Origin of the sequence: Prevotella sp. AM34-19LB, assembly GCF_003468525.1 — a bacterium.
Lineage (GTDB): Bacteria > Bacteroidota > Bacteroidia > Bacteroidales > Bacteroidaceae > Prevotella.
This window is the reverse complement of record NZ_QSIG01000001.1, coordinates 1-22,192: the sequence shown is the minus strand read 5'-3', so window position 1 is coordinate 22,192 and position 22,192 is coordinate 1. Positions and strand designations below refer to the sequence as shown.

12 protein-coding genes and 3 pseudogenes are annotated in these 22,192 nt (G+C 47.2%); 8 read left to right on the top strand and 7 right to left on the bottom strand.

The window, feature by feature from the left end:
• The first annotated feature begins 19 nt into the window (after window positions 1–19).
• Window positions 20–919, top strand: a complete 900-nt coding sequence (locus DW830_RS00065) for a DMT family transporter (protein WP_119248423.1) — start codon at window positions 20–22, stop codon at window positions 917–919.
• A gap of 348 nt (window positions 920–1,267) precedes the next feature.
• Here DW830_RS00065 and DW830_RS00060 read toward each other — a convergent pair whose 3' ends face one another.
• From DW830_RS00060 to DW830_RS16165, 5 genes are all read right to left on the bottom strand, one after another.
• Entirely contained in the window at window positions 1,268–2,065 is a 798-nt protein-coding gene (locus DW830_RS00060) for an ABC transporter ATP-binding protein (RefSeq protein WP_119248422.1), read from the bottom strand.
• A gap of 53 nt (window positions 2,066–2,118) precedes the next feature.
• Window positions 2,119–2,493 (bottom strand): RidA family protein, encoded by a 375-nt coding sequence (locus tag DW830_RS00055; RefSeq protein ID WP_119248421.1) that lies wholly within the window; start codon window positions 2,491–2,493, stop codon window positions 2,119–2,121.
• Window positions 2,494–2,579: 86 nt separating this feature from the next.
• Window positions 2,580–3,677 (bottom strand): response regulator, encoded by a 1,098-nt coding sequence (locus tag DW830_RS16175; RefSeq protein ID WP_233544309.1) that lies wholly within the window; start codon window positions 3,675–3,677, stop codon window positions 2,580–2,582.
• The gene (locus DW830_RS16170) at window positions 3,608–5,287 is read right to left on the bottom strand and encodes a histidine kinase dimerization/phospho-acceptor domain-containing protein (RefSeq protein ID WP_233544308.1); all 1,680 of its coding nucleotides are present in this window, start codon (window positions 5,285–5,287) and stop codon (window positions 3,608–3,610) included. Before DW830_RS16170 ends, DW830_RS16175 begins: the two co-directional genes overlap by 70 nt.
• Window positions 5,197–6,609 (bottom strand): two-component regulator propeller domain-containing protein, encoded by a 1,413-nt coding sequence (locus DW830_RS16165; protein WP_233544307.1) that lies wholly within the window; start codon window positions 6,607–6,609, stop codon window positions 5,197–5,199. Before DW830_RS16165 ends, DW830_RS16170 begins: the two co-directional genes overlap by 91 nt.
• Window positions 6,610–6,912: 303 nt before the next feature.
• On the opposite strand from DW830_RS16165, the pseudogene DW830_RS17205 reads away from it, so the two are divergent.
• From DW830_RS17205 to DW830_RS00020, 6 genes and pseudogenes are all read left to right on the top strand, one after another.
• Window positions 6,913–9,935: pseudogene (locus DW830_RS17205) on the top strand (SusC/RagA family TonB-linked outer membrane protein).
• Window positions 9,936–9,992: 57 nt separating this feature from the next.
• The gene (locus DW830_RS00040; RefSeq protein ID WP_119248420.1) at window positions 9,993–11,555 is read left to right on the top strand and encodes a RagB/SusD family nutrient uptake outer membrane protein; all 1,563 of its coding nucleotides are present in this window, start codon (window positions 9,993–9,995) and stop codon (window positions 11,553–11,555) included.
• A 34-nt stretch (window positions 11,556–11,589) separates the two neighbouring features.
• Window positions 11,590–12,510 (top strand): hypothetical protein, encoded by a 921-nt coding sequence (locus DW830_RS00035; protein ID WP_147487165.1) that lies wholly within the window; start codon window positions 11,590–11,592, stop codon window positions 12,508–12,510.
• Window positions 12,511–12,543: 33 nt separating this feature from the next.
• Window positions 12,544–13,748: pseudogene (locus DW830_RS00030) on the top strand (esterase).
• A gap of 17 nt (window positions 13,749–13,765) precedes the next feature.
• Entirely contained in the window at window positions 13,766–14,992 is a 1,227-nt protein-coding gene (locus DW830_RS00025) for an esterase (RefSeq protein WP_233544306.1), read from the top strand.
• Between the two features lie 63 nt (window positions 14,993–15,055).
• Window positions 15,056–17,398 carry a glycoside hydrolase family 3 C-terminal domain-containing protein gene (locus tag DW830_RS00020; RefSeq protein ID WP_410524472.1) on the top strand — a complete coding sequence of 781 codons (2,343 nt, stop codon included), beginning with the start codon at window positions 15,056–15,058 and terminating at the stop codon, window positions 17,396–17,398.
• A 139-nt stretch (window positions 17,399–17,537) separates the two neighbouring features.
• On the opposite strand, the pseudogene ilvA reads toward DW830_RS00020, so the two are convergent.
• A pseudogene (gene ilvA / locus DW830_RS00015) lies at window positions 17,538–18,736 on the bottom strand (threonine ammonia-lyase).
• Between the two features lie 171 nt (window positions 18,737–18,907).
• The gene (locus tag DW830_RS00010) at window positions 18,908–19,732 is read right to left on the bottom strand and encodes a Cof-type HAD-IIB family hydrolase (protein ID WP_410524464.1); all 825 of its coding nucleotides are present in this window, start codon (window positions 19,730–19,732) and stop codon (window positions 18,908–18,910) included.
• A gap of 242 nt (window positions 19,733–19,974) precedes the next feature.
• On the opposite strand from DW830_RS00010, the gene DW830_RS00005 reads away from it, so the two are divergent.
• Window positions 19,975–22,053 (top strand): glycoside hydrolase family 127 protein, encoded by a 2,079-nt coding sequence (locus DW830_RS00005; protein WP_119248416.1) that lies wholly within the window; start codon window positions 19,975–19,977, stop codon window positions 22,051–22,053.
• The last annotated feature ends 139 nt before the right edge of the window (window positions 22,054–22,192 follow it).

The window sequence follows — 22,192 nt, the reverse complement described above, 5'->3', positions numbered from 1 at the left end:
TTAAAGGAAAAATTAAGATATGCAAACGAAAAATAACAATATATTCTATCATCTTGTAGCCTTCCTGACGGTGGCGATCTGGGGAACCACCTTCGTTTCCACCAAGGTGCTGATGCTGAACGGGCTTTCTCCTGCTCAGATCTTCACCCTGCGTTTCAGCATCGCCTACGTGCTGATGCTGGCGTTCAATCATTGCCGTCTTTTTGCCGATTCCTGGCAGGATGAGGCTAAGATGGCGCTGCTGGGCATTACGGGCGGTTCGCTCTATTTCTGCAGCGAGAATGAGGCGATGAACTTCACCACCACCACCAATACCTCGCTCATCGTCTGTTCGTGTCCGCTCTTTGCCACCCTGCTGGTTCGTCTGGTCTATAAGGATTCCAACCGCATTCATATCGTCCAACTGCTGGGTTCTCTTCTGGCATTTGTGGGTATGATCATCGTGGTATTGAACGGCAGGTTTGTGCTTCATCTTTCTCCGGTGGGCGATGCTCTGGCGTTTACGGCGTGTATGTGCTGGGCGATTTATTCGCTGCTGATGAAGTCAACCACGGGCGATTACAGTCCTGCATTCATCACCCGCAAGGTGTTTTTCTATGGTGTTCTTACCATCTTGCCTTATTATATCTTCATTCCGGGTTTTCCTCCGTTCGAGGTATTCACCCGCCCTCAGGTATTCGGCAATCTGCTCTTTCTGGGCTGCCTTGCCTCTATGATCTGCTTCCTTACGTGGAACTGGTGCATCTCGAAACTGGGAACGGTAAAGGCTACCAACTGGGTCTATTTCAACCCGATAACGACGATGATTTTCGCCTCGTGGGTGCTTGGCGAGCAGATTACCCCCTATTTTCTGGCGGGTGCCGCCTGCATCCTGATAGGAATGTATGTGGCGGATAAGAAAACGAAAGGGGAACAGTAATATATTGAATTTCGCAAGTCTCAGTAATGAATAAATAAAAAAAGGGTGTGATATGCCCCGGTTTTCAGCAGCCCCAGAATACGAATTCCGTTAAAAATACTAACTCATAGTTTGATAAAGAGAAAACATAGTTTTGCAGATCACAAACCATAGTTTTAGAGATAGCAAACCATAGCTTTGCACCAAAAAGCTATCACAATAACAGTTATCACTGTTTCTCGAAACACTTTTCTTTTTTCTCATTCTAGAACTAACTATATATATTATATAATTATATATATATATAGTTAGTTCTATTTAATATTTTCTTCCCTTCAGATACCCCCTCCGTAAAAACTGTGATAACTGTTATTGTGATAGCTGTGATGGAAATTTTATCTCAATCCTCATCCCTTCCGGGTTAAACCGGATGCCGTCGCGATCGATGAATCTCGAGAGGGAACCATCGGCGGCAAGCAACTTCGGGGTGCCGATGGAGAGACGGTTCTGCTCCATCAGCCAGAGACTGTCGGAGAGCTGCAGCGCCAGCTCTACATCGTGAGTGGAGAGCAGGATTGCCTTGTGCTGCTCGTGTGCCAGGCGGCGGAGCATCTGAAGGGTTTCTACCTTGCTGGGGAAATCGAGGAAGGCGGTAGGCTCGTCGAGAATGATGATGCGGGTCTGCTGGGCAAGCGCCTTGGCTATCATCGTCTTCTGACGCTCGCCATCGCTCAGCTCGGAGATGTTGCGCTGGGCTAGGTGACGGATGCCGACCTGATGGATGGCTTCATCTACTATCTGCTGATCTGCCGGAGTCAGGGTGCCCCAGAAATTGGTGTAGGGAGACCTGCCGATGCCTACAATCTCCTTGACAGACAGCTGGGGAACATCGACACGGGAGGTGAGAACCACGCCGATCTGACGGGCTAGCTGCAGCGCCGGATAAGCGGAAAGAGGCTGATCCTGAAGGAGAATTTCGCCATCCAGGGCAGGCTGGAAACCGCAAAGGGTTCTGAGCAGGGTGGATTTACCCACTCCGTTGGCACCGATGAGGCAGGTGAGCTCGCCCGGCTGCAGGGAGGCAGAAACAGCAGAGGCTATCACCCGGAGCTGATGCTTCTGACGATAGCCAATGCTTAGATTCTTGAATGTAATGCAGGATTCCATCAAAAATATTTTTCCTTGTTGTTTTCGGACCTGTGATTCCTGGAATGCAGGAATTACTTAGCTGCCAAAACCTCAACCTCTACGAGTGCGCCCTTAGGCAACTTCTCTACGGCTACGGCTGAGCGAGCTGGATATGGCTGGCTGAAGAACTCGGCATAAACCTCGTTCATGGCTGCGAAATCGTCCATGCTGTTCAGATAAACGGTAGTCTTCACTACGTGAGAAAGATTGGTGCCGGCTGCCTTCAGAATGTTCTGGGCATTGGTGAGGCTCTGACGAGTCTGCTCCTTGATGCCACCCTCTACGAAGTTGCCTGTTGCAGGGTCGATAGGAATCTGACCTGATGCAAATACGAAACCGTTTACTTCGATAGCCTGGCTATATGGACCGATAGCTGCAGGCGCATTGTCTGTGTGAATTGCGTTCATAATTAATTTCCTTTTTTTATTATTAAATCAATCTGGATGCAAAGATAAGCATTTTTCCCCAAAACGGATCTATTTCGCATCGAAATTTAATAAGTTTTCTTACTATATTCGCTCGGTGTACATCCAAATTGCTTCTTGAAGCTGGTTGAGAAGTGGGAGAGGGTGTTGAATCCCGTCATATAGGCAATCTCCGAGATGTTGTACTTGCCTTCCACGATGAGGGTGGCGGCACGATTGAGCTTATAGGTCTTGAAGAAGACGCTTGGATTCTCTCCTGTGAGTCCCTTGACCTTGTAGTAGAGCTTTGTGCGGGAGATGTGCATCAGTTTTGTTACCTTGTTGACATCCAGTTCCGAGTTGGCTAGTTCCTGCTCCATCATATGATAGAGTTCGTCCATGAAGAGTTTGTCTTGTGGCGACAGCACTTCCTCCACGTTCTTGTCGGTCTCCGTGGCGTTGGTCAGGATGGTCTTGGTCTTCTCACGGTTGGTGAGTTGCGAGTTGATCATTGCCAGGAGGACCTTTGGGGTGAATGGTTTGGTAACGTAGGCATCTGCTCCGCTGTTCAGTCCCTCCACTTGGTTTTCGGTGGTGGTCTTTGCCGTTACCAGGATGACTGGGATATGGCAGAGTTGGATGTCTTGCTTGATTTCCTTGCAGAGATCATAGCCGCTCATTCCCGGCATCACCACATCGCTGAGGATGAGGCTAGGTTCTTCCTCCCTTGTCGCCTTCAGGGCGCTCTCGGCATCGAAACGATAGATGATGCGATAGGATGATGCCAGGAGGGTACGAAGATAATGCACCACTTCGGTGTCGTCATCTACGATGAGTATTTTCGGACGGTTGTCTGTACTGTTGTCTTGACTTACCTTGTCTGCCACTTTCTGACTGTCGTGCAGTGGAAAAGCCATCTTCTGGTCTTGCTCCAAAGGGGCTTTCTCGTTGGCGGCATAGAGGCTCTCATCGGTAGGCAGGGTAACGGTGAAGATGGCTCCCTGGCAGTCCTTGCGATTGCCCGCCTTTAAATCGCCATGGTGAAGGACGGCCAGGCTGCGGGCATAGTAGAGTCCGATGCCAGTACCCCAGTTGATGGTGCCTGTGGACTGGTTGTTCAACTGATAATATCGCTTGAAGATATTCTCCACCTCATTCTGTGGGATTCCCTTGCCTGTATCAGCCACCGTGATGGTGATAATCTGTTCTCCCTTGTTAGTGTACCGGTGTCGAAAGATACATCTATCTTACCGCCACGAGGGGTAAACTTCATGGCGTTGGACATCAGGTTGTTGATAATCTTTTCCAGTTTGTCGGAATCCAGAAGCATCAGGTAGGAACCTTCTAGTCCGTGACAGTTCAAGGTGATACCTTTCTCCTCGGTATTCACGATGAAGAGGTCCATAATGCGCTTCATCTCGGTGATAATGTCGGTTTGCTTGACGTGCAAGCGGAGTGTGTCGTTCTCCAACTTGTTGAAGTCGAGCAACTGGTTGACGAGTCTCAGCATTCTATCCACGCTTCGGTTGATGATGTTCAATAGCAACTTGTCGTGCTTGTTGATGCTTTCACTTTCACAGAGTTGTTCCACTGGTCCCGAAATCATGGTGAGTGGTGTCCGGAACTCATGCGAGATGTTGGCGAAGAAACTCATGTTCATCTTGTTGATGCGCAGTTCCTGCTCCTTCTCATCCTTAGCCTTTTGAACCATGTTCTTCTCGATGCTGATGCGCATCTTCTGCCGATAGATCACGAAGCCGACGCATCCCATTATAATAAGGTATAGGCACCATGCCCACCAAGAGTTCCAAGGCTCAGGGGCGATGCTTACCTGTATGCTTTTTTCGGCGATGATATTGTCGGAGTCGTTGCCTACCATCTTGACCTTGAAGGTATAGTTGCCAGCTGGCAGATTAGAGTAGTACGCCTCGTTGTTATTGCCTGCATCAATCCATGTATTGTCGAATCCTGCCATTTGGTAGAAGTAATGAATGTGCTTGTAGTCGCTGTAGTCGATGGCCGAAAAGGCGATGCTGAAGCTGTTTTGTTTGTAGCTTAGGTGGATATGGGGTGATTCTTCCATACTCTCCTTGATACATCCATTCTTGCCAGGAAGCATAATCTCATTATGTACCTTGAGTGTTTCGAAAAGCAGACTTATCTGTTGGTTCGTGTTTACGTTTTGGGGATTGAAGATGGTGAGTCCCTGGGTACCGCCGAAGATGAGAGTTCCATCTGACAGCTTGCACGATGCCCTATCGTAGAATTGGAAGCCTTTCACACCGTCAGCCTCGTTGTAGGTGGTTACCTTTTCTGTTTTTCCATCTATCTTGTTGAGTCCATACAGCGTACTGACCCAAATGTTTCCATCTCTATCTTCCTCGATGCTGGAAATGTCGGAGCAGGAGATTCCTGCTATGGTGGTCAGCTTGTGGCTCTTTGCGTCATACTTCAAGAGTCCGTTGGTAACTGTACCCAACCAGATGTTGCCCTTGCGGTCTTGATAGTTCTTGGTTGGGATATACACATTTCGCTTGATGCACTTCTTCCAGTCATCCGGATTCACTTTAAACTCTTGGACATCGAAGTTGTCTCCATTCATTTCCAGGATAGGTCTGTAGAAGGCAGATATGAGCATGTTGCCATTCTGCAAGAGCATGATGCTGGGAATGAAGCAGAAAGTGGTAGGGAAGAGTTGTTTTTTGGTCATCTCTCCACTTTGTGCTGAAATGCAGTAGATGTTGACGGATGCCGTGGATACCCAGATGTTTCCCTTTGCATCTTGGCTGATGTCCATAGGCATGAAGCAAGGGTAGGAGCTACCTTGTTGAGATTGTTGCCATCGTATTGGTACTTTGCCACATGGTCGCCATTGGCTAGCCATAGATGATTGCTGCTATCCACAAAGATGTTGGTGGTGGCATTCTTCTTGTTGCCGTTGCTATAGGAAATCAGCGGTATGTCCTTGAGTTGCTGGGTTTGCAAGTCATACATATAGAGTCCGTTCCTCTTGGTAGAAATCCAAAGGTGATGATTCCTGTCGGTGGCTACGGAGAGTACGGGCTGTTTGCCGATGGCACGTTGAAGGGCAGGCATGCTGTTAAACATATCCTTGTATCTATAGATGGTTTTTACGCCATCGTCTTCAGAACCAAGCCAAAGGTTGCCCTTGGAGTCGGTTAACATCTTGTTGACTTGCATATCAGGCTCTTCGAATGGGAAATTCTTGTCGCTTTGTGGCAGGATGGTTCCCTTCTGGGCATTGAAATAGAGTAATCCGTGCTTGGTGGTGCTAAGCAGAAGGTTGCCTTTTGTGCCATACGGATGGATGCAGTTGACCATGTCGTTGGGGATTTGCAAGCCTTGCAATGCTGCAGGGAGATGTTGCCATTTCCTGGTATCCGTATCAAAGAGCTGCATTCCATTGTAGCCAGAGATGTAGAGCTGATGCCCATCGAGGAGAAAAGAGGCGATGGGATAACTCTGTACAGGGCTTTGGACGATAAGTTTGAGGTCTTGGGTGCGATATCCCTTGACAGAGTAAGAGGTAACAATCCACATCACATCTTTTCGGTCCATATGGCAAGAGTAGTTATAGCAGTTCTTCTCCACCATCTTGGAGAGCTTGATGATGGCTGTGTTGGTATTTTCGTCATATTGATACAGGTCTGTCATCGTGAGGAAGAAGATTCTTCCCTCCTTGTCTTCCAGGATTTTTTCGATGTTCTTGTTATTGCCATTGATACTTACTCGTTTGAAATTGCCATTGGCCTGGTATAGGCATACGCCGTTGACGGTGGCTACCCAGAGTCGGTTGTGGGAGTCACGATAAATGTCGGTAATATTGTTGTCGGGCAATCCCAGTGAATCGTCCACGCAGTAGTATTGGTGATACTGGTTGCCATCATACTTGTTGAGACCACGGAAGGTACCTATCCAGATTTGTCCGTATCTGTCTTCGCAGATGCTCTTCACCTGTTGGTTGGAGATATGATCAGACAGGACGAGGTTCTTCTCGGGTGAAGAGACTTCGGGGATGTCTTTTTGGTCCTGGCAAGCAGTAAGAAGAAGGGCTGCCAAGAGGATGAGTACGTTATAAAATACCTTTGTTCGTTTCATAATCGATGGTTTTGATTGTTGCTGCAAAAGTACTATAAAACTTGATATATACAAGGTTTATAAGACTTTTTAAACAAATACGCAAGTTTTTGAACATATAGAAAACCCCATTTTGAACAAAAACGTAACACAAGAAAACAAGTTAGAAAAAGGTGTATGATAAAAAGTACTACCTTTGCAGCCGTAAACAATCAACTGATTTACAAGAATAAAAGCTTAACTAACAAAGTATTATCTTTAATGAGTAAAATCTATGAGAAAAATGAATGATTACAGAAGGTTTCTAACCTCGTGTTCTTATTGATGATTTCCGGTTCTGCTGCCTTGGCGCAGGAACTGATGAAAGTCGCTGGTCTTGTAGTTGACCAAAATGCCGACCCTTTGATTGGTGTTACCGTGCGTGTGCAGGGAGACAACAAGGGTGGTACTGTAACTGATATGGATGGTAACTTTACAATCCAGGTGCAAAAAGGTAAGACCCTTGTCTTCTCTTATCTTGGCTATAAGAATAAAGAGGTATTAGCCAACTCTTCCAGACTCAAGATAACATTAAATGAAGACAACAAGGTACTCGACGATGTTGTCGTTGTAGGATATGGTGTACAGAAAAAGAGTTCTGTAACTGGTGCCATCTCTCAGGTGAAGAAAGAAGATATGGAAAATCGTACCATCACCAATGCCAAGTCTGCTCTTCAGGGTAAGACCGCAGGTGTACAGATTGTCTCTTCTTCTGCTCGTCCGGGTGCATCACCAACCGTTCGTATCCGTGGTTTCTCTTCCAATGGTTCTTCCGATCCTCTCTATGTAGTAGATGGTGTGCGCCTAGGCGATATTAGTGGTATCGATCCTAATGACATAGCATCTATGGAAGTGTTGAAGGATGCCGCTTCTGCTGCCATATATGGTGCAGAGGCTGGTAATGGCGTGGTTCTCATTACTACGAAGAAGGGTACTGTGGGTAGTGGAAAGATAACATATGATTTCCAATATGCCATCGAATCGCTTGCTAAAAAGCCTAAGTTGCTCAATGCCGAAGAATATATCCAATATATGAAAGAAGGTAAGACCTTTACCGAGGATTATCTCTTGAAGAATTGGGATGGAACAACCAATACCTCCTGGGTAGATGCCATCTATGGTAAGGGTAAGATGCAGAAGCACAACCTGGGCTTTACGGGTGGTAACCAAAATGGCAACTACTATCTTTCGCTTACTTATCTTGACAATGATGGTATGGTAAGAGGTAATAATGATCTCTATCGTCGTCTCACCGCTACCATCAATGCTGAATATCAGATCAAGCCATGGTTGAAGGTGGGCACTACTAACCAGATTGAAAAGTATAACGCTCGTTCTGTTTCAGAGGGTACTGAGTATGGTTCTATGATGGCAGCTGTGCTTTCTATGGATCCATTGACCCCGTTGCATACGAGGGTGGAAACTTGCCTGCTCATGTTGCTAGTGCCTTGGCAAGCGGAAAGCATCTCTTGACCAATGCGGCTGGTAACTACTATGGTGTGTCTGCTTTCTATGCAGGTGAGCAGTTCAACCCATTCGTGATGCGTGACAATGGCATATCTCGCAACAGTGGATTCAATGTGAATGGTTCCATTTATGCAGATTTCAAGCCTATCAAGGATCTTGTGCTTACTTCTCGCTTTGGTTACCGTTTGTCGGGTACTCGCAGTTCTTCCACTTCACTTCCTTACTATGGAAATGCAACGCAAAGCCGTGATTATGTAGATCAGAGTGCATCTTCTTCTACCTCTATTTATTATCAATGGGAAAACTTTGCCAACTATATGAAGAAGTTTGGTGACCATACCGTGAATGCCATGGTTGGTATGTCTTTCCAGGAATCTACCTACGATTTCGTGCAGGGTGGTTTGCAGGCTAATGGTGAAGACGCTGTCAAGAAAAACAATCCATTGTTCTACTATCTGAATTTCGCATCCGCTTCTGCTACCAAGTCTGTAGGTGGTGAGAAAACTCGCTCAGCCAAGTATTCTTACTTTGGTCGTTTGAGTTACGATTATAAAAATCGTTATTATCTGCAGGCTTCCCTCCGTGCAGATGCTGCCGACTTATCTAAGCTTCCAGCTACCAATCGTTGGGGATATTTCCCAGCTGTGTCTGGAGGTTGGACCATTTCAGAGGAAAAGTTCTTCGAGCCTTTAAGAGATGTTGTGGCTAGTTTGAAATTGCGTGCCAGCTGGGGCCAGAATGGTAGCTTGGCTTCCTTGAGTGGCTATGCCTACAGCACCGATATGGCGCAGGGTAGCATTTATCCGTTAGTTTCTGGTAATAATTATACAACGTCTGTTAGTCCATCTAGTATGGGTAACGATAAACTGAAGTGGGAAACATCAGAGCAGACCGACTTGGGTATTGATGCGCTCCTCTTTGCTGGCAGAATGAACTTCAGTATGGACTATTTCGTGAAGAAGACCAAGGACTTGCTCGTGGGTGGTACCACTCCATCTTTGGTTATCGGCGGCACTACATCTCCTATCAATGCTGGTAACGTAAGCAACAAGGGATTCGAGTTTGAACTCGGTTGGAGAGACAACATCGGTGATTTCAGCTACAGTGTGCGTGGCAACCTCGCTACCTTGAAGAACGAGGTTACTTATCTCGACCCATCCTTGACTCGTTTGCAGGGTACTACCTTTATGAATGTGCCTCTCACATACTTCGAGAAGGGTTATCCTGTGTATTACTTCCGCGGCTATCAGTTTACAGGCATAGACCCAAAGACGGGCGATCCAACTTTTGCCGACCTGAACGATAGTGGTGATTTGACCGATGATGACAAGATGGACTTGGGTAGTGCCATTCCAGACTTCACCTATGGTATCACCTTGACCGCAGCTTACAAAGGTTTCGACTTGGCAGTATTTGGTTCTGGTGCATCAGGCAACAAGATATTCAACTGTATCAACCGTACCGACTTCCCTATGGTCAACAAGATGAAGGAACTCTTCTATGACGACCGTTGGACGGAGAGCAATCCTAATGGTAGCAAGCCACGTGCTGGTGCCAACAATATGGACAAGTATGCTACATCCAGCGCAATGGTATATGATGGATCTTATTTCAAGATTAAGCAGATTCAGTTGGGCTACAGTTTGCCGAAGACTCTTCTCAAGAAGGTAGCAATCAGCAACTTGCGCCTCTATGTGTCTCTCGATGACTTCTTCACCATCACCAAGTACCCAGGCTTCGACCCTGAGGTTTCTACCAATAGTGTAGTGGGTATGGGTATCGACAAAGGCGGTTATCCAACCTCAAGGAAGGTAGTGATGGGCTTCAACTTGGAGTTCTAAGGTCTGGAGGTTCATATAACTAACACTATACATAATATATAATAACATTAGGAAATTATGAAAAAGAATATCATATATAGTCTGCTTCTCGTTGTGGCAGTGTTATTTGCCGGTTGTGAAGACAGACTCGATATAGCAAAGCATGGCAATATGGGTGGTCAGGATGATTTCTACAAGACCAATGAGCAGACCGAGCAGGCGGTGGCTGCCATGTATAGCCGTGTGAAGGGATTGTATTATACTTGGTTCTTTATCAAGAATCTGCTTTCGGATGATGCTTGGTGTGGCGGTGGTAATCGTGGCGACAACAACTCATACGAGCAGTTGAATGAATATACCTTCGATTCTAGCAACGGTAATATCGAGGGCCTGTTCTCGGGTCTCTATGGTGTCATCTATCAGTCAAACCTCGTCATAGAGAAGGTGGCTAATGATACGGATGTCAAGAAACGTGCCATAGCCGAGGCTTATTTCTTCCGTGCTTGGGCTAACTTCGAGCTGGTTACTCTTTGGGGTACAGCTCCATTGGTAGATCATCTCTTGACTACAGATGAGTACCGTCAGCCAAACAGTACTCCAGAGGCACTTTGGGCTGTTGTGGAGGCAGACTTGAAAGAGGCTATCGGTATGAAAGCCTTGCCTTCCAAGAAGAACAAGGACGATCAGGAGACGGGTATGCGTGTTACCCAGGAAGTGGCAAAGGCTTATTTGGGCAAGGCTTATCTCTTCCAGAAGAAGTATCAGGAGGCTGCATCCGTACTCAATGAGGTGGTGGATTCCAAAAAGTACGACCTCTTCCGTGGCGAATATGACATGCAGTTTCATGCCGTCAACAACAACAACTGTGAGTCTATGCTCGAATTGCAGTGGCGTAACGACCAGGAGCAGACTTGGTCCCAGATGGACATGACCTTCCTGATGCAAGGATGGCGTACTGGCAATATGACGCTCGAAGGAAAGGCTGCCGACGAAGTTGCTCAGGGAACCTACGGCTTCTTGAACCCTCGCAAGTCTCTCTATGATGCATTTGTAAAAGCAGAGGGCAAGAATGGATATCGTTTGCAGAAGACCCTGCTCAACAGTAATCAGATAGCAGCATACGGTGTGAAGTTGAATCCTGGTCAGAACATCTATGGATGTGAAGGATACCTCTTCTTTAAGAACCGCTTATTGAAGAGTGACAACATCATGGATGCCTCCTGGTTCCAGGGATTTCAATATACCGACCGAAAGATTATGCGTTATGCCGAAGTTCTCCTCCTGGCTGCCGAGGCAAACCTGGAGGCTGGCAACACAGACGTAGCGCTGAGAGACATCAATGAGATTCGTATTCGCGCCAAGGAAACTCCATTGACTAGCGTTACCTTGGACGACATCAAGACGGAGAAGCGCTTGGAACTCTGTCTGGAAAGTACCCGATTCCAGGACTTGGTACGTTGGGGTGATGCCAAGAAAGCCTTGGCTTCACAGGGTAAGGAAATTCCTAACTACTCTTCCAAGGGCGTAAGTTGGGATTTCTCCAATTCTACTTTCGGATTCCAAGACAAGCACATGTTGCTTCTTATTCCTTTGAAGGAAAGAGAATTGAATCCTAATATCCAGCAGAATACGGGATGGTAATCTTCTAATTAACTGATATTTAAATGATAATGATATGAAAAAATATATAGGTTCAATATTAAGTCTGTTTATTGCAGGGCTGTGTTTCACAGCCTGCGATAACGATGCTCTTGATGGTATGCAGGGAGTATATGCAGATATGCAGAATTATACATCGCAAGAGGCTACCGTGCAGCCTACCACTAAGTTAAAGAAAGGCTTGAAGGCGCTCAATGTAGATATAAAAGATGTAAAGGGAACTGCCATTCAGATTAGTTTTGGTAGTACCGAGTGGATTCTTCCCGCTGCCTCTTATACCGTAGCTAAGACCGTGGCTAACAAAACTTGTGTGGTCAAGGTGAATGGTGAGGCAATGAAGAGTGGCGACATCGACGTATCTCTTATCGGGGGCAAGTATTACTTGAACGGTTTGTTTGCCAATGCCGCCGGTCAGCGAGTGAAGTTGAATTATGTAGGAGAGCTTGCCTTCGTTGTGGGTGTGGATGACCCAGAGGCTTCTGGTTATACCTTCTCTATCGCAACCTCTCCTGTGATGACACGCGATTGGGCAACCGGTCAGACAACCTTCTTCCCAGACGTTACCAAATATGTGATGACCGTAAAGAGTCCTGAGGGCAAGGTGATGGCATCTTTGGAGGCTGTCAATTCCAACAACTTGCAAGCAGAGGGCTTGGCAGGTACTTATACTATCCAGGGTAGCTCTACTGCCCCTTGGTTAATGGATAATGGTTATGCCATGCCACAATATGGTGCATTTGGCGGAAGTTATTTTGTGGACGAGGCGGGCAAGCAGCAGTATATCTCTTCTGGTTCCATCGTGATTGAGACCGCAAAGGATTCCGAGGGTATGAGCTTGTTTACTTTCTCTGGTTCCAACTTAGGCACCGTGGATGTTACAGGTGCTGCAGGAACGGGTAATTTTACTGTGAAGTTCGCTTCTGTGGAAGTACAATAATCATATACGTATATATAATAAGGTGTAAAGACAATGAAAAAGTTATCAATATTAGTTATTGCATTATGTATGACATGTGGCAGTGCTTCGGCACAGCAAGCCCTCTTCGGAGGGCAAATGCCACAGTCTCCTGAGATTCATGCCGACAAGACGGTTACTTTCCACTGTATGGCACCTGGTGCTCAAAAGGTGCAGATTACGGGCGATTTCTTGCCAACTCGCAAGATTAATACCCCGATGGGCAAGTATGATGCCCCAGGTGTGGCTGACTTGACCAAGGACGAGAAGGGGGTGTGGAGCTATACCACCACCTCTCCTCTGTCACCAGAGTTGTATTCTTATACAATGATGGTGGATGGCGCCAGTGTTACTGACCATCTCAACGTCTATACCGTGCGTGACATCGCCAACGTTTCCAACTATTTCTTGATAGGTGGGGGAAAGGCAGATCTCTACAAGGTCAACAAGGTAGCGCATGGACCGTATCAAAGGTCTGGTATGATGATGCCAAAGCTGGCCTTACTCGCCGTATGACAGTATATACTCCTGCTGGTTACGAGACCAGCAAGCAGAAATATCCTGTGCTTTATCTCTTGCATGGCATCGGTGGCGACGAGGAAGCGTGGATGGATTTGGGACGTGCTTCGCAAATCCTCGATAACCTCATTGCGCAAGGCAAGGCGAAGCCAATGATCGTCGTCATGACCAATGGCAATATCTCTCAGGAGGCAGCTCCAGGACAGACTTCGGATAATCTGATAGTTCCTACATTGGGATTGCCTAAGACCATGGAGGGCTCTTTTGAGGTTTCTTTCCCTGAGGTGGTGAAGTTTGTGGATGCTCGTTATCGCACCTTGGCAAATACCCAGAACCGTGCCATCGCCGGTTTGTCAATGGGTGGATTCCATTCCCTCTATATTTCCATCAACAATCCTAAGACCTTTGGCTATGTGGGGCTCTTCTCGGCAGCCATTGGCAAGGAACAAAGAAATGGTGGCGCCAACGAGTACATCTATGATAACTTCGACAAGAAGTTGGCAGACTTGTTTGCTGCCAAGCCAAAGCTCTTCTGGATTGGTATCGGCAACACCGACTTCCTCTTTAAGGACAATACCGCCTTTAGAGAGAAACTGACCAAGAACCATTATCCATTCACCTATATGGAGACCGATGGCGGTCATATCTGGCGCAACTGGCGCATCTACCTGGGTGAGTTTGCCCAGAAAATCTTTAAGTAACTTCAAACAACATCACAATGAAAAAGATAACATTTATGGCAACAGCCTTGCTCTTAAGCATGAGCAGCTTTGCACAACAAGCTTTGTTCGACAACGTACCTGTGGTATCTCCAGAGTTAAACGCCAACCATACAGTTACTTTCCGTCTCAAGGCTCCCAATGCACAGAAAGTGCAGATTACGGGCGACTTCTTGCCTACCAAGCAGATTGATACCCCTGTGGGAAAGTATGATGCACCGGGAGTGGCAGACTTGGTGAAGGATGACAAGGGAGTATGGAGCTTTACCAGCACTAATCTTTCTCCTGAGCTTTATTCTTATAATCTCATCTTGGATGGTGTGAAGATTGTGGATCCTGGAAACGTCTATATCACTCGTGACATAACTTCGGAAACCAATATTTTTATCTTGTCAGACAAGAAAGGCGACTGTGGTGACCTCTACACCGTCAATGAGGTGCCTCATGGCAATGTGCAGAAGGTTTGGTATGACAGTCCTACGCTCAAGATGCAGCGTCGTATGACCGTCTATACCCCAGCAGGTTACGACAAGGGCAAGGATTACCCAGTGCTCTATCTGCTCCATGGCGCTGGTGGCGATGAGGATGCTTGGACTACTTTAGGTCGTGCACAGCATATTCTTGATAATTTGATTGCTACAGGTAAGGCTAAGCCTATGGTCGTGGTGATGACCAATGGCAATCCTAATTGCCAGGCTGCTCCAGGCGAATGGTCGGCAGGTATGTATGTGCCTTCTTTCTATGGTTACCAAGGTGCCAAGGCGGTGGCTACGATGGATGAGAGCTTCCCTGACGTGATGAACTATGTGGAGAGCCATTACAAGGTGGGCAAGGATAAGACGCATCGTGCCATCTGCGGTTTGTCAATGGGTGGTGGACACTCCTTTGACATCTCTCGCCGTTTCCCTAATAAGTTTGATTACGTTGGTCTATTCTCCGCTGGTTTGCATGTGGGAAAGACTGGCGATTTTCGCACCGATTTCTATAAGATGCTGCAAGAGGACGAGGAGGCGAAGCAGCAGTTGGCAACCTTGTTTAAGAACAAGCCAAAATTGTATTGGATAGGTATGGGAAAGACCGACTTCTTGTATAAGAGTACAGCCGGCTTGCGTCGCTATTTCGATGAGAAGGGGTATAAATATACCTATATGGAGACCGAGGGCGGCCACATCTGGCGCAATTGGCGTGTCTATCTCACAGAGTTTGCACAGAAGATTTTCAAATGATAAAATAAGTTTTTCAAGTAAGAGTTTTGTAAAAGATTATTAAAAAATAAGATATAGACAATGATAAAACAATTATTAGTTTCTTCATGTGTGCTTTTTTCTGCGACTTTCGTAGTGCAAGCACAGAACCCAAAGTTGGGTGTGTCTCCTATCCAGGATGTCATCAATGCGATGACTCTTGATGAGAAGATTCAGTTGGTGGTAGGTTCTACGGGTAAGTATGAGAGCCAGATGGAGGCTACCATTGGTAACCAAGGTCAGTTGGTACAGGGTGCCGCAGGTCAGGTGAATGGTATTGAGCGTCTGGGCATTCCAGCTACGGTTGTAGCCGATGGTCCTGCTGGTCTTCGCATCGACCCTAAGCGCAAGAATACCGATAAGACATTCTACTGTACCCACTTCCCTGTGGCTACAGTGATGAGTTCTACCTGGAACAAAGACTTGGTGTATTCCGTAGGTACCTCTATGGGAGACGAGGTGAAGCATTATGGCGTAGATGTCTTGTTGGCACCTGCTACCAATATTATGCGTAATCCTCTTTGTGGTCGTAACTTTGAGTATTATTCAGAAGACCCATTGCTGGCTGGTACAATTTGTGCTGCTATGGTGAATGGTATCGAGAGCAACGATGTCGGTACTTCGTTGAAGCACTTTGCACTGAACAACCAGGAGACCAATCGTACTCGTAACAATGTTATCGGTAATCCACGTACTTTCCGTGAGATTTACTTGAAACCTTTCGAAATCGTTATCAAGGAGGCTCAGCCTTGGACAGTGATGACTTCTTACAATCTCATCAATGATACGATGTCTAGTGAGCGTTGTGACTTGATAACAGAGATTCTTCGCCATGAGTGGGGATTCAAGGGTATGGTGATGACTGACTGGTTTGGTGGTCTTAGCGCAGCTGCCCAGATGGAAGCGGGTAACGACCTGTTGATGCCAGGTAAGGCAGACCAGGTGAAGGAGATTCGCAAGGCTGTGCTCAATGGTCGCCTGTCGATGGAAATCCTCGACCGCAATGTACGCCATATCTTGGAGTATATCATGCAGACTCCTCGTTTCAAGCAGTATGTTGCTGACAACAACCCTGATTTGAAGGGACATGCTTTGGTGGCTCGCAATGCCGCTACCGAGGGAATGGTGTTATTGAAGAATAACAAGAATGTATTGCCACTCGTTCAGAAGATTAAGAACATAGCCCTCTTCGGCAATACTTCTTATGATTTCATAGCTGGTGGTACTGGTTCTGGCAATGTTAACCATGCTTATGTGGTAAGTTTGTTGGATGGTTTGAAGAATGCTGGCTATCAGGTGGATGGCGACATCCAGAAGTCATACATAGAGTATGCTCCAAAGGCAAAGGCAAATTTGCCAAAGCCAAAGAATCCTTTGGAGGCTTTCTTGCCTGGTCACTTCATCCCTGAGATGAGCCTTGCTGAATTGAATATGTCTGCTGCCGTCAAAAACAACGATATGGCAATCATCACTATTGGTAAGTCGTCTGGTGAGTTCTTGGATCGAAAGATTTCTGATAGCTTCAATCTCACCAAGGAGGAGAAGGATATGATTTCTGGCGTTTGCAACGCTTTCCATAAGGCAGGTAAGAAGGTGGTTGTCATCTTGAATGTTTGTGGCGTTATTGAGACCAAGAGTTGGATTGGCGGTCCTGATGCTGTATTGTTGTCTTGGTTGCCTGGTCAGGAGGGTGGTAACTGTGTTGCTGACATCTTGGCGGGTAAGGAGAATCCTTCTGGTCGTCTTCCTATGACATGGCCTGTAAGTTATAACGATGTTCCTTCTAAGGCTGATTTCCCTAACCCTGAGACTGTCAAGGTAAAGGATGTACTTGGTATGTTTATGGGCAAGGGCATCGGTAGCAAGGGTGACGTGAAGAATGTGGATTACACCGAGTATAATGATGGTGTTTATGTAGGTTATCGTTATTACCAGACTAAGAAAGTGCCTGTATCTTTTCCTTTTGGTTATGGTATGAGTTATACTACCTTTAAGTATGGCAAACCTGTGGTAACGAAGGATGCACAGGGCAATATCAAGGTCCTGGTGACTGTGAAGAATGCTGGTAAGGTAGCTGGTAAGGAAGTTGTTCAGGTATATGTGGCAGCTCCTGGCAAGGATATGGATAAACCAACCAGGGAACTTCGTGGTTTCGCCAAGACTAAGAAATTGCAGCCTGGTGAGTCGGAGACAGTTACTATCGACATCCCATACAAGAACCTGGCTTCTTTCAATGAGGTTGATAGTCAGTGGCAGGTTGAGGCTGGTGATTACAAGGTGATGGTGGCAAAGAATGCTGCCGATCTCAAGCCTCTCACTATCGTGATTACTGAGGAAGCTGGTGTAACCGAGAAGGTTCGCCCTTGCTTGCTCAAGGAAGTAAAGTAGTTCTATCAAAGATAAAGCTCAATAATAAAAGAGCTTGATGGTAATAAAGAGTTTAATAAGATATAAAAAGAGGGTGCGCTATCAACTGACGGCGCACCCTCTTTTTATATCTTATGGATTTTTTTAAAAGTCTCTTCTCTTATATGATCCAGAGATGGAAGCCCTTCTGCTCCAGGGCACCCTTGATCTCCTTGACGTGGGCGGAGTCGCGGGTCTCCATAGTGAGTCGGAGCACGCAGGCATTCACCTTGTTGCGGTTGGCAGAACGGTCGTGATGAACTCCCGTGATGTTGCCGCCCAGGTTTGCGATGACGGAGCTACCTCTACCAGCTCGCCCGGCTTGTCGTCCAGCTCCATCTCGATGGTGCAGAGACGTCCGCTCTTTACCAATCCACGGTTGATGACGCGGTTCAGGATAGTAACATCGATGTTACCGCCGCTTACCACGCAGATGGTCTTCTTGCCCTTCACCGGCACCTTGTTGTACATCACGGCAGCTACGCTGGCTGCTCCGGCACCTTCTGCCACCATCTTCTCGCTCTCGAGGAGCTTCAGGATGGCTGCGCAGATCTCGTCCTCGCTTACGGTGACGATTTCATCCACATAGTTGGAGCAGGTTTCGAAGGTAATCTTTCCCGGTTCCTTCACGGCGATGCCGTCGGCTACGGTTGCCACAGATGGCAGCTTCTCCTGCTTGTGGTCGTGGAGGCTCTGAACCATGCTGGCTGCTCCCTCTGCCTGGACTCCATAGACCTTGACGTTAGGATTGAGCGACTTGATGGCGAAAGCGACTCCCGAAATCAGTCCGCCGCCGCCTACCGGTACTACCACAGCTTCCACATCAGGCAGCTGGTCGAGGATTTCCAGTCCGATGGTTCCCTGTCCGGCAATCACCTTTTCGTCATCGAAAGGATGCACGAAGGTATAGCCGTGCTCATCCTTCAGCTGCAACGCCTTCTGGTAAGCGTCATCATAGACGCCCGGAACCAGGCATACCTCTGCACCCAGACGCTTGGTAGCCTCTACCTTGGAGATAGGGGCACCCTCGGGCAGACAGATGAGGCTCTTCACTCCCATGGCGGTAGCACCGAGAGCCACACCCTGTGCGTGGTTGCCTGCCGAACAGGCAATCACACCCTTCTCCTTCTCTTCCTGAGAGAGTTGGGAAATCTTATAGTATGCACCTCGAATCTTGAACGACCCCGTCTTCTGGAGGCATTCCGGTTTCAGATAAACATCACTATCTGGGTTGATTCTCGGTGTGTGAACCAGCTCAGTTTTTCTAATCACGTGGCTCAGCACGAAGCGGGCCTTGTAGAAATCGTCAAGTTGTAACATAATCGTTGATATGCTTTAATTCTGTTATCTGTCAGGATGATAGTTCCTGAGTGATTTTTGATAGCAAAGGTACTCTAAAAGGAAGAAAACACAAAATATTTCAATTTAATTTTTGTTATTCCCCTCAAGTTTCCTTAGTGGTTGGAGTAAGTATGTGGGGGCGATGGCCTGCTACATGCCGAAGTGCTCCAGCGCCGCAGCTACGCCGTCTTCCTCATTCGAGAGGGTGATGTAGTCGGCATCGGCTCTTACTTCCGGGGCAGCATTCGCCATGGCTACTCCCATGCCTGCAAGCTTCAGCATACTGAGGTCGTTGTAGCCGTCGCCGAAGGCTATCATATCGGCAGGGGTGAGATTGATCTTCGCCAGGAGTCTTCTCAGCGACTGCGCCTTGTCGATTCCCTTAGGCACCAGTTCGAGGAAGAATGGGGCTGAGCGGAATACATCCATCTTGTCGCCCACCATATCCAGCAGTTCCTGTTCTGCCTTGAGCATATCCGAAGGGTCGCCCGTCATGAGGAGCTTGGTAGGATGAGGCTCCAGGGCATCGAGCAGATTCTCTACCTTGCGGATGTTCATCTTGTTGATGCGCGATTCCTCCTTCACATACTGATTGTCTGGCATTTCGGTGATGATCTCGTTGCCGGCGTAGCCCAGGAGGGCGTGGCTCTTCTCTCGCGCGTACCTATATAATATAGGGATTATCTCATCTGGCAGAAACTGGGTGAAGAGTTTCTCGCCGGTCTGGGCATTCACGATGTTGCCACCATTATAGGAAAGGATGTAGCCCCCTCGCTTCTGCAGTTCCAGGCATTCTGCCACTGGCTCGATGCCATAAGTGGGTCTGCCTGATGCAAGAATAATCACGGCTCCCTCGCTTGCTGCCTTTAATAATGCTTCGCGAGTTTTCGGGGTAACCACCTTCTCGTGGTTGGTCAGGGTGCCATCCAAATCCAGGGCGATGGCACGATAAGGTATCTGTTTTACTTTTTCCATTGTTCTTTATGATTCTTTGTTTTTTATGTGTGCAAAGATACAATAATAATCTGAAAAATGGGGCGGTCTGACCTGTTTTTGGTTTTTTATACTGCGTAAATTGTCGCAAATTGTTGGTCTCCTGTTCCAAAAACTACGAATCGTGCCATTTTTCTGTTGTTTTTTCACCTCTTTATTCGATAAGTTTTATTATCTTTGCACCGCAAATCAAATAACAATAATAAATTTTAAACCAATCAATAATGAAGAGTTTAATTTCAGCAGTACTTCTCTCTGCCGCCGTGGCAATGCCAACGATGGCGCAGAAGAGCAACAAGGTGTTGAGCAATGGCTATCCATTTACTCAAGTACCATTCACCAGTGTTAAGATTTCACAGAATACTTTCTGGGGTGCTCGCTTGCAGGCTGCCCAAAAGGTAACTATTCCTTTGGCTTTTAGCAAGTGCGAGAGTGAGCACCGATACAAGAACTTTGAGATGGCTGCCTATACCTTGCAGCATCCTAATCACCCTGGGTTGAACACCAAGGAGTGGGACGTGAGCAAGTTTATGGGCTTCTCTTTCGATGATACCGATGTTTATAAGACTATTGAGGGAGCCAGCTATATTCTCCAGACTTATCCAGACAAGAAGTTGAAGGCTTACATCGACAGTGTGCTTGATGTGGTGGGTGCTGCACAGGAGCCAGATGGCTATCTCTATACTGCCCGTACCATCAACCCAAAGCATCCACACGGATGGTCGGGAAATAAGCGTTGGGTCAAGGACGAGGAATTGAGTCACGAGCTTTACAACCTCGGTCACATGGTAGATGCAGCCTGCGCTCATTATCAGGCTACGGGTAGCACCAAGTTCCTGAACATCGCCAAGCGCTATGCCGATTGCGTGGTAAAGGAGGTGGGACCTAATCCAGGACAGGCTACCGTGGTGCCTGGCCATCAGATTGCTGAGATGGCTTTGGCTCGTCTCTATACCTTGACCGGTGAGAAGAAGTATCTGGATGAGGCTAAGTATCTGCTCGATTATCGTGGCAAAACTCATATCCGCAACCCATATTCTCAAAGCCAGGCTCCTATCCTGGAGCAGAAGGAGGCTGTAGGTCATGCTGTTCGTGCTGGATATATGTATGCCGGTATAGCAGATGTGGCTGCCCTGACCAAAGATTCTGCCTATATGAAGGTGATCGACCGTATTTTCAAAAACATCGTTGGCAAGAAATACTATCTTACAGGTGGTGTTGGTGCCCGCCATGCTGGCGAGGCGTTCGGTGATAACTATGAGTTGCCAAACATGACTGCCTATAACGAGACTTGTGCAGCCATCTCTATGGTTTACCTCTTCGAACGTATGTTCCTGCTTCACGGCGAGAGCAAGTATATCGACTGCATGGAGCGTACCTTATATAATGGTGTCATTTCGGGTATGAGCATGGATGGTGGCAGATTCTTCTATCCAAACCCATTGTCTAGCGATGGCAAGTACAAGTTTAATGCCGATGGCAACACCACCCGCCAACCATGGTTCGGATGTGCCTGCTGCCCAAGTAACCTGAGCCGCTTCATCCCTTCCGTTCCGGGTTATCTCTATGGCGTGAAGGATAACAACATCTATGTGAATCTCTTTGCCGGCAATACATCTACCATCAAGGTGAATGGTAAGGATGTGGTTCTGGAGGAAACTACCGAGTATCCTTGGGATGGCGATATTAAGATTGCCGTGAAGAAGAGTGGTGTGAAGAATGCCAACCTCCTGATTCGAATTCCTGGATGGGTTCGCAATCAGGTGGTGCCTAGCGATCTTTACAAGTATAGCGATGCCGAGAAGCCTACTTATAGCGTAACCGTAAACGGCAAGGCTGTAGAGGCTGACCTCAATGCCAACAAGGGTTATCTCCCTGTCAAGAACATCAAGAAGGGTGATGTCATCCGCATCCACTTCGATATGCCTGTACGTACTGTAGTTGCTAATGGCAAGGTGGCAGATGATAAAGGTAAGGTCGCCGTAGAGCGTGGACCATTGGTATATTGCGCTGAGGCTGTGGATAATCAGAACGAGCCAGTGCTCCGTGCTGTCATGGCTAAGAAGCCTGCATTCTCGCTGGTAGATAACTACAGCATCGAGAACACAGAGACCAAGGGTGCTCCAGCCTTCTCAGTAAAGGCTATCCAGACCTCTTCTCAGGTGCTCGACCAGGCTACTGATGGCACCGTTTCTGTCAAGAACCAGAAACTCACCCTGATTCCTTACTATGCCTGGAATCATCGTGGTGCCAACCAGATGAACGTCTGGTTCTATCAGAACTTGAATGTTTTGGATAAGTAACTGAACTTTCGCATGTGGTTCAAGAACGGGCTGAAGACCCAAAAGTTCCTAGCCCAGGGCAGCGCCCTGGGTAATGTTGGCAAAAAGCAAGTCGCCCTGAAAGGGCAAAAGCTTGATATTTGAAAGCTTTTGCCCTTTC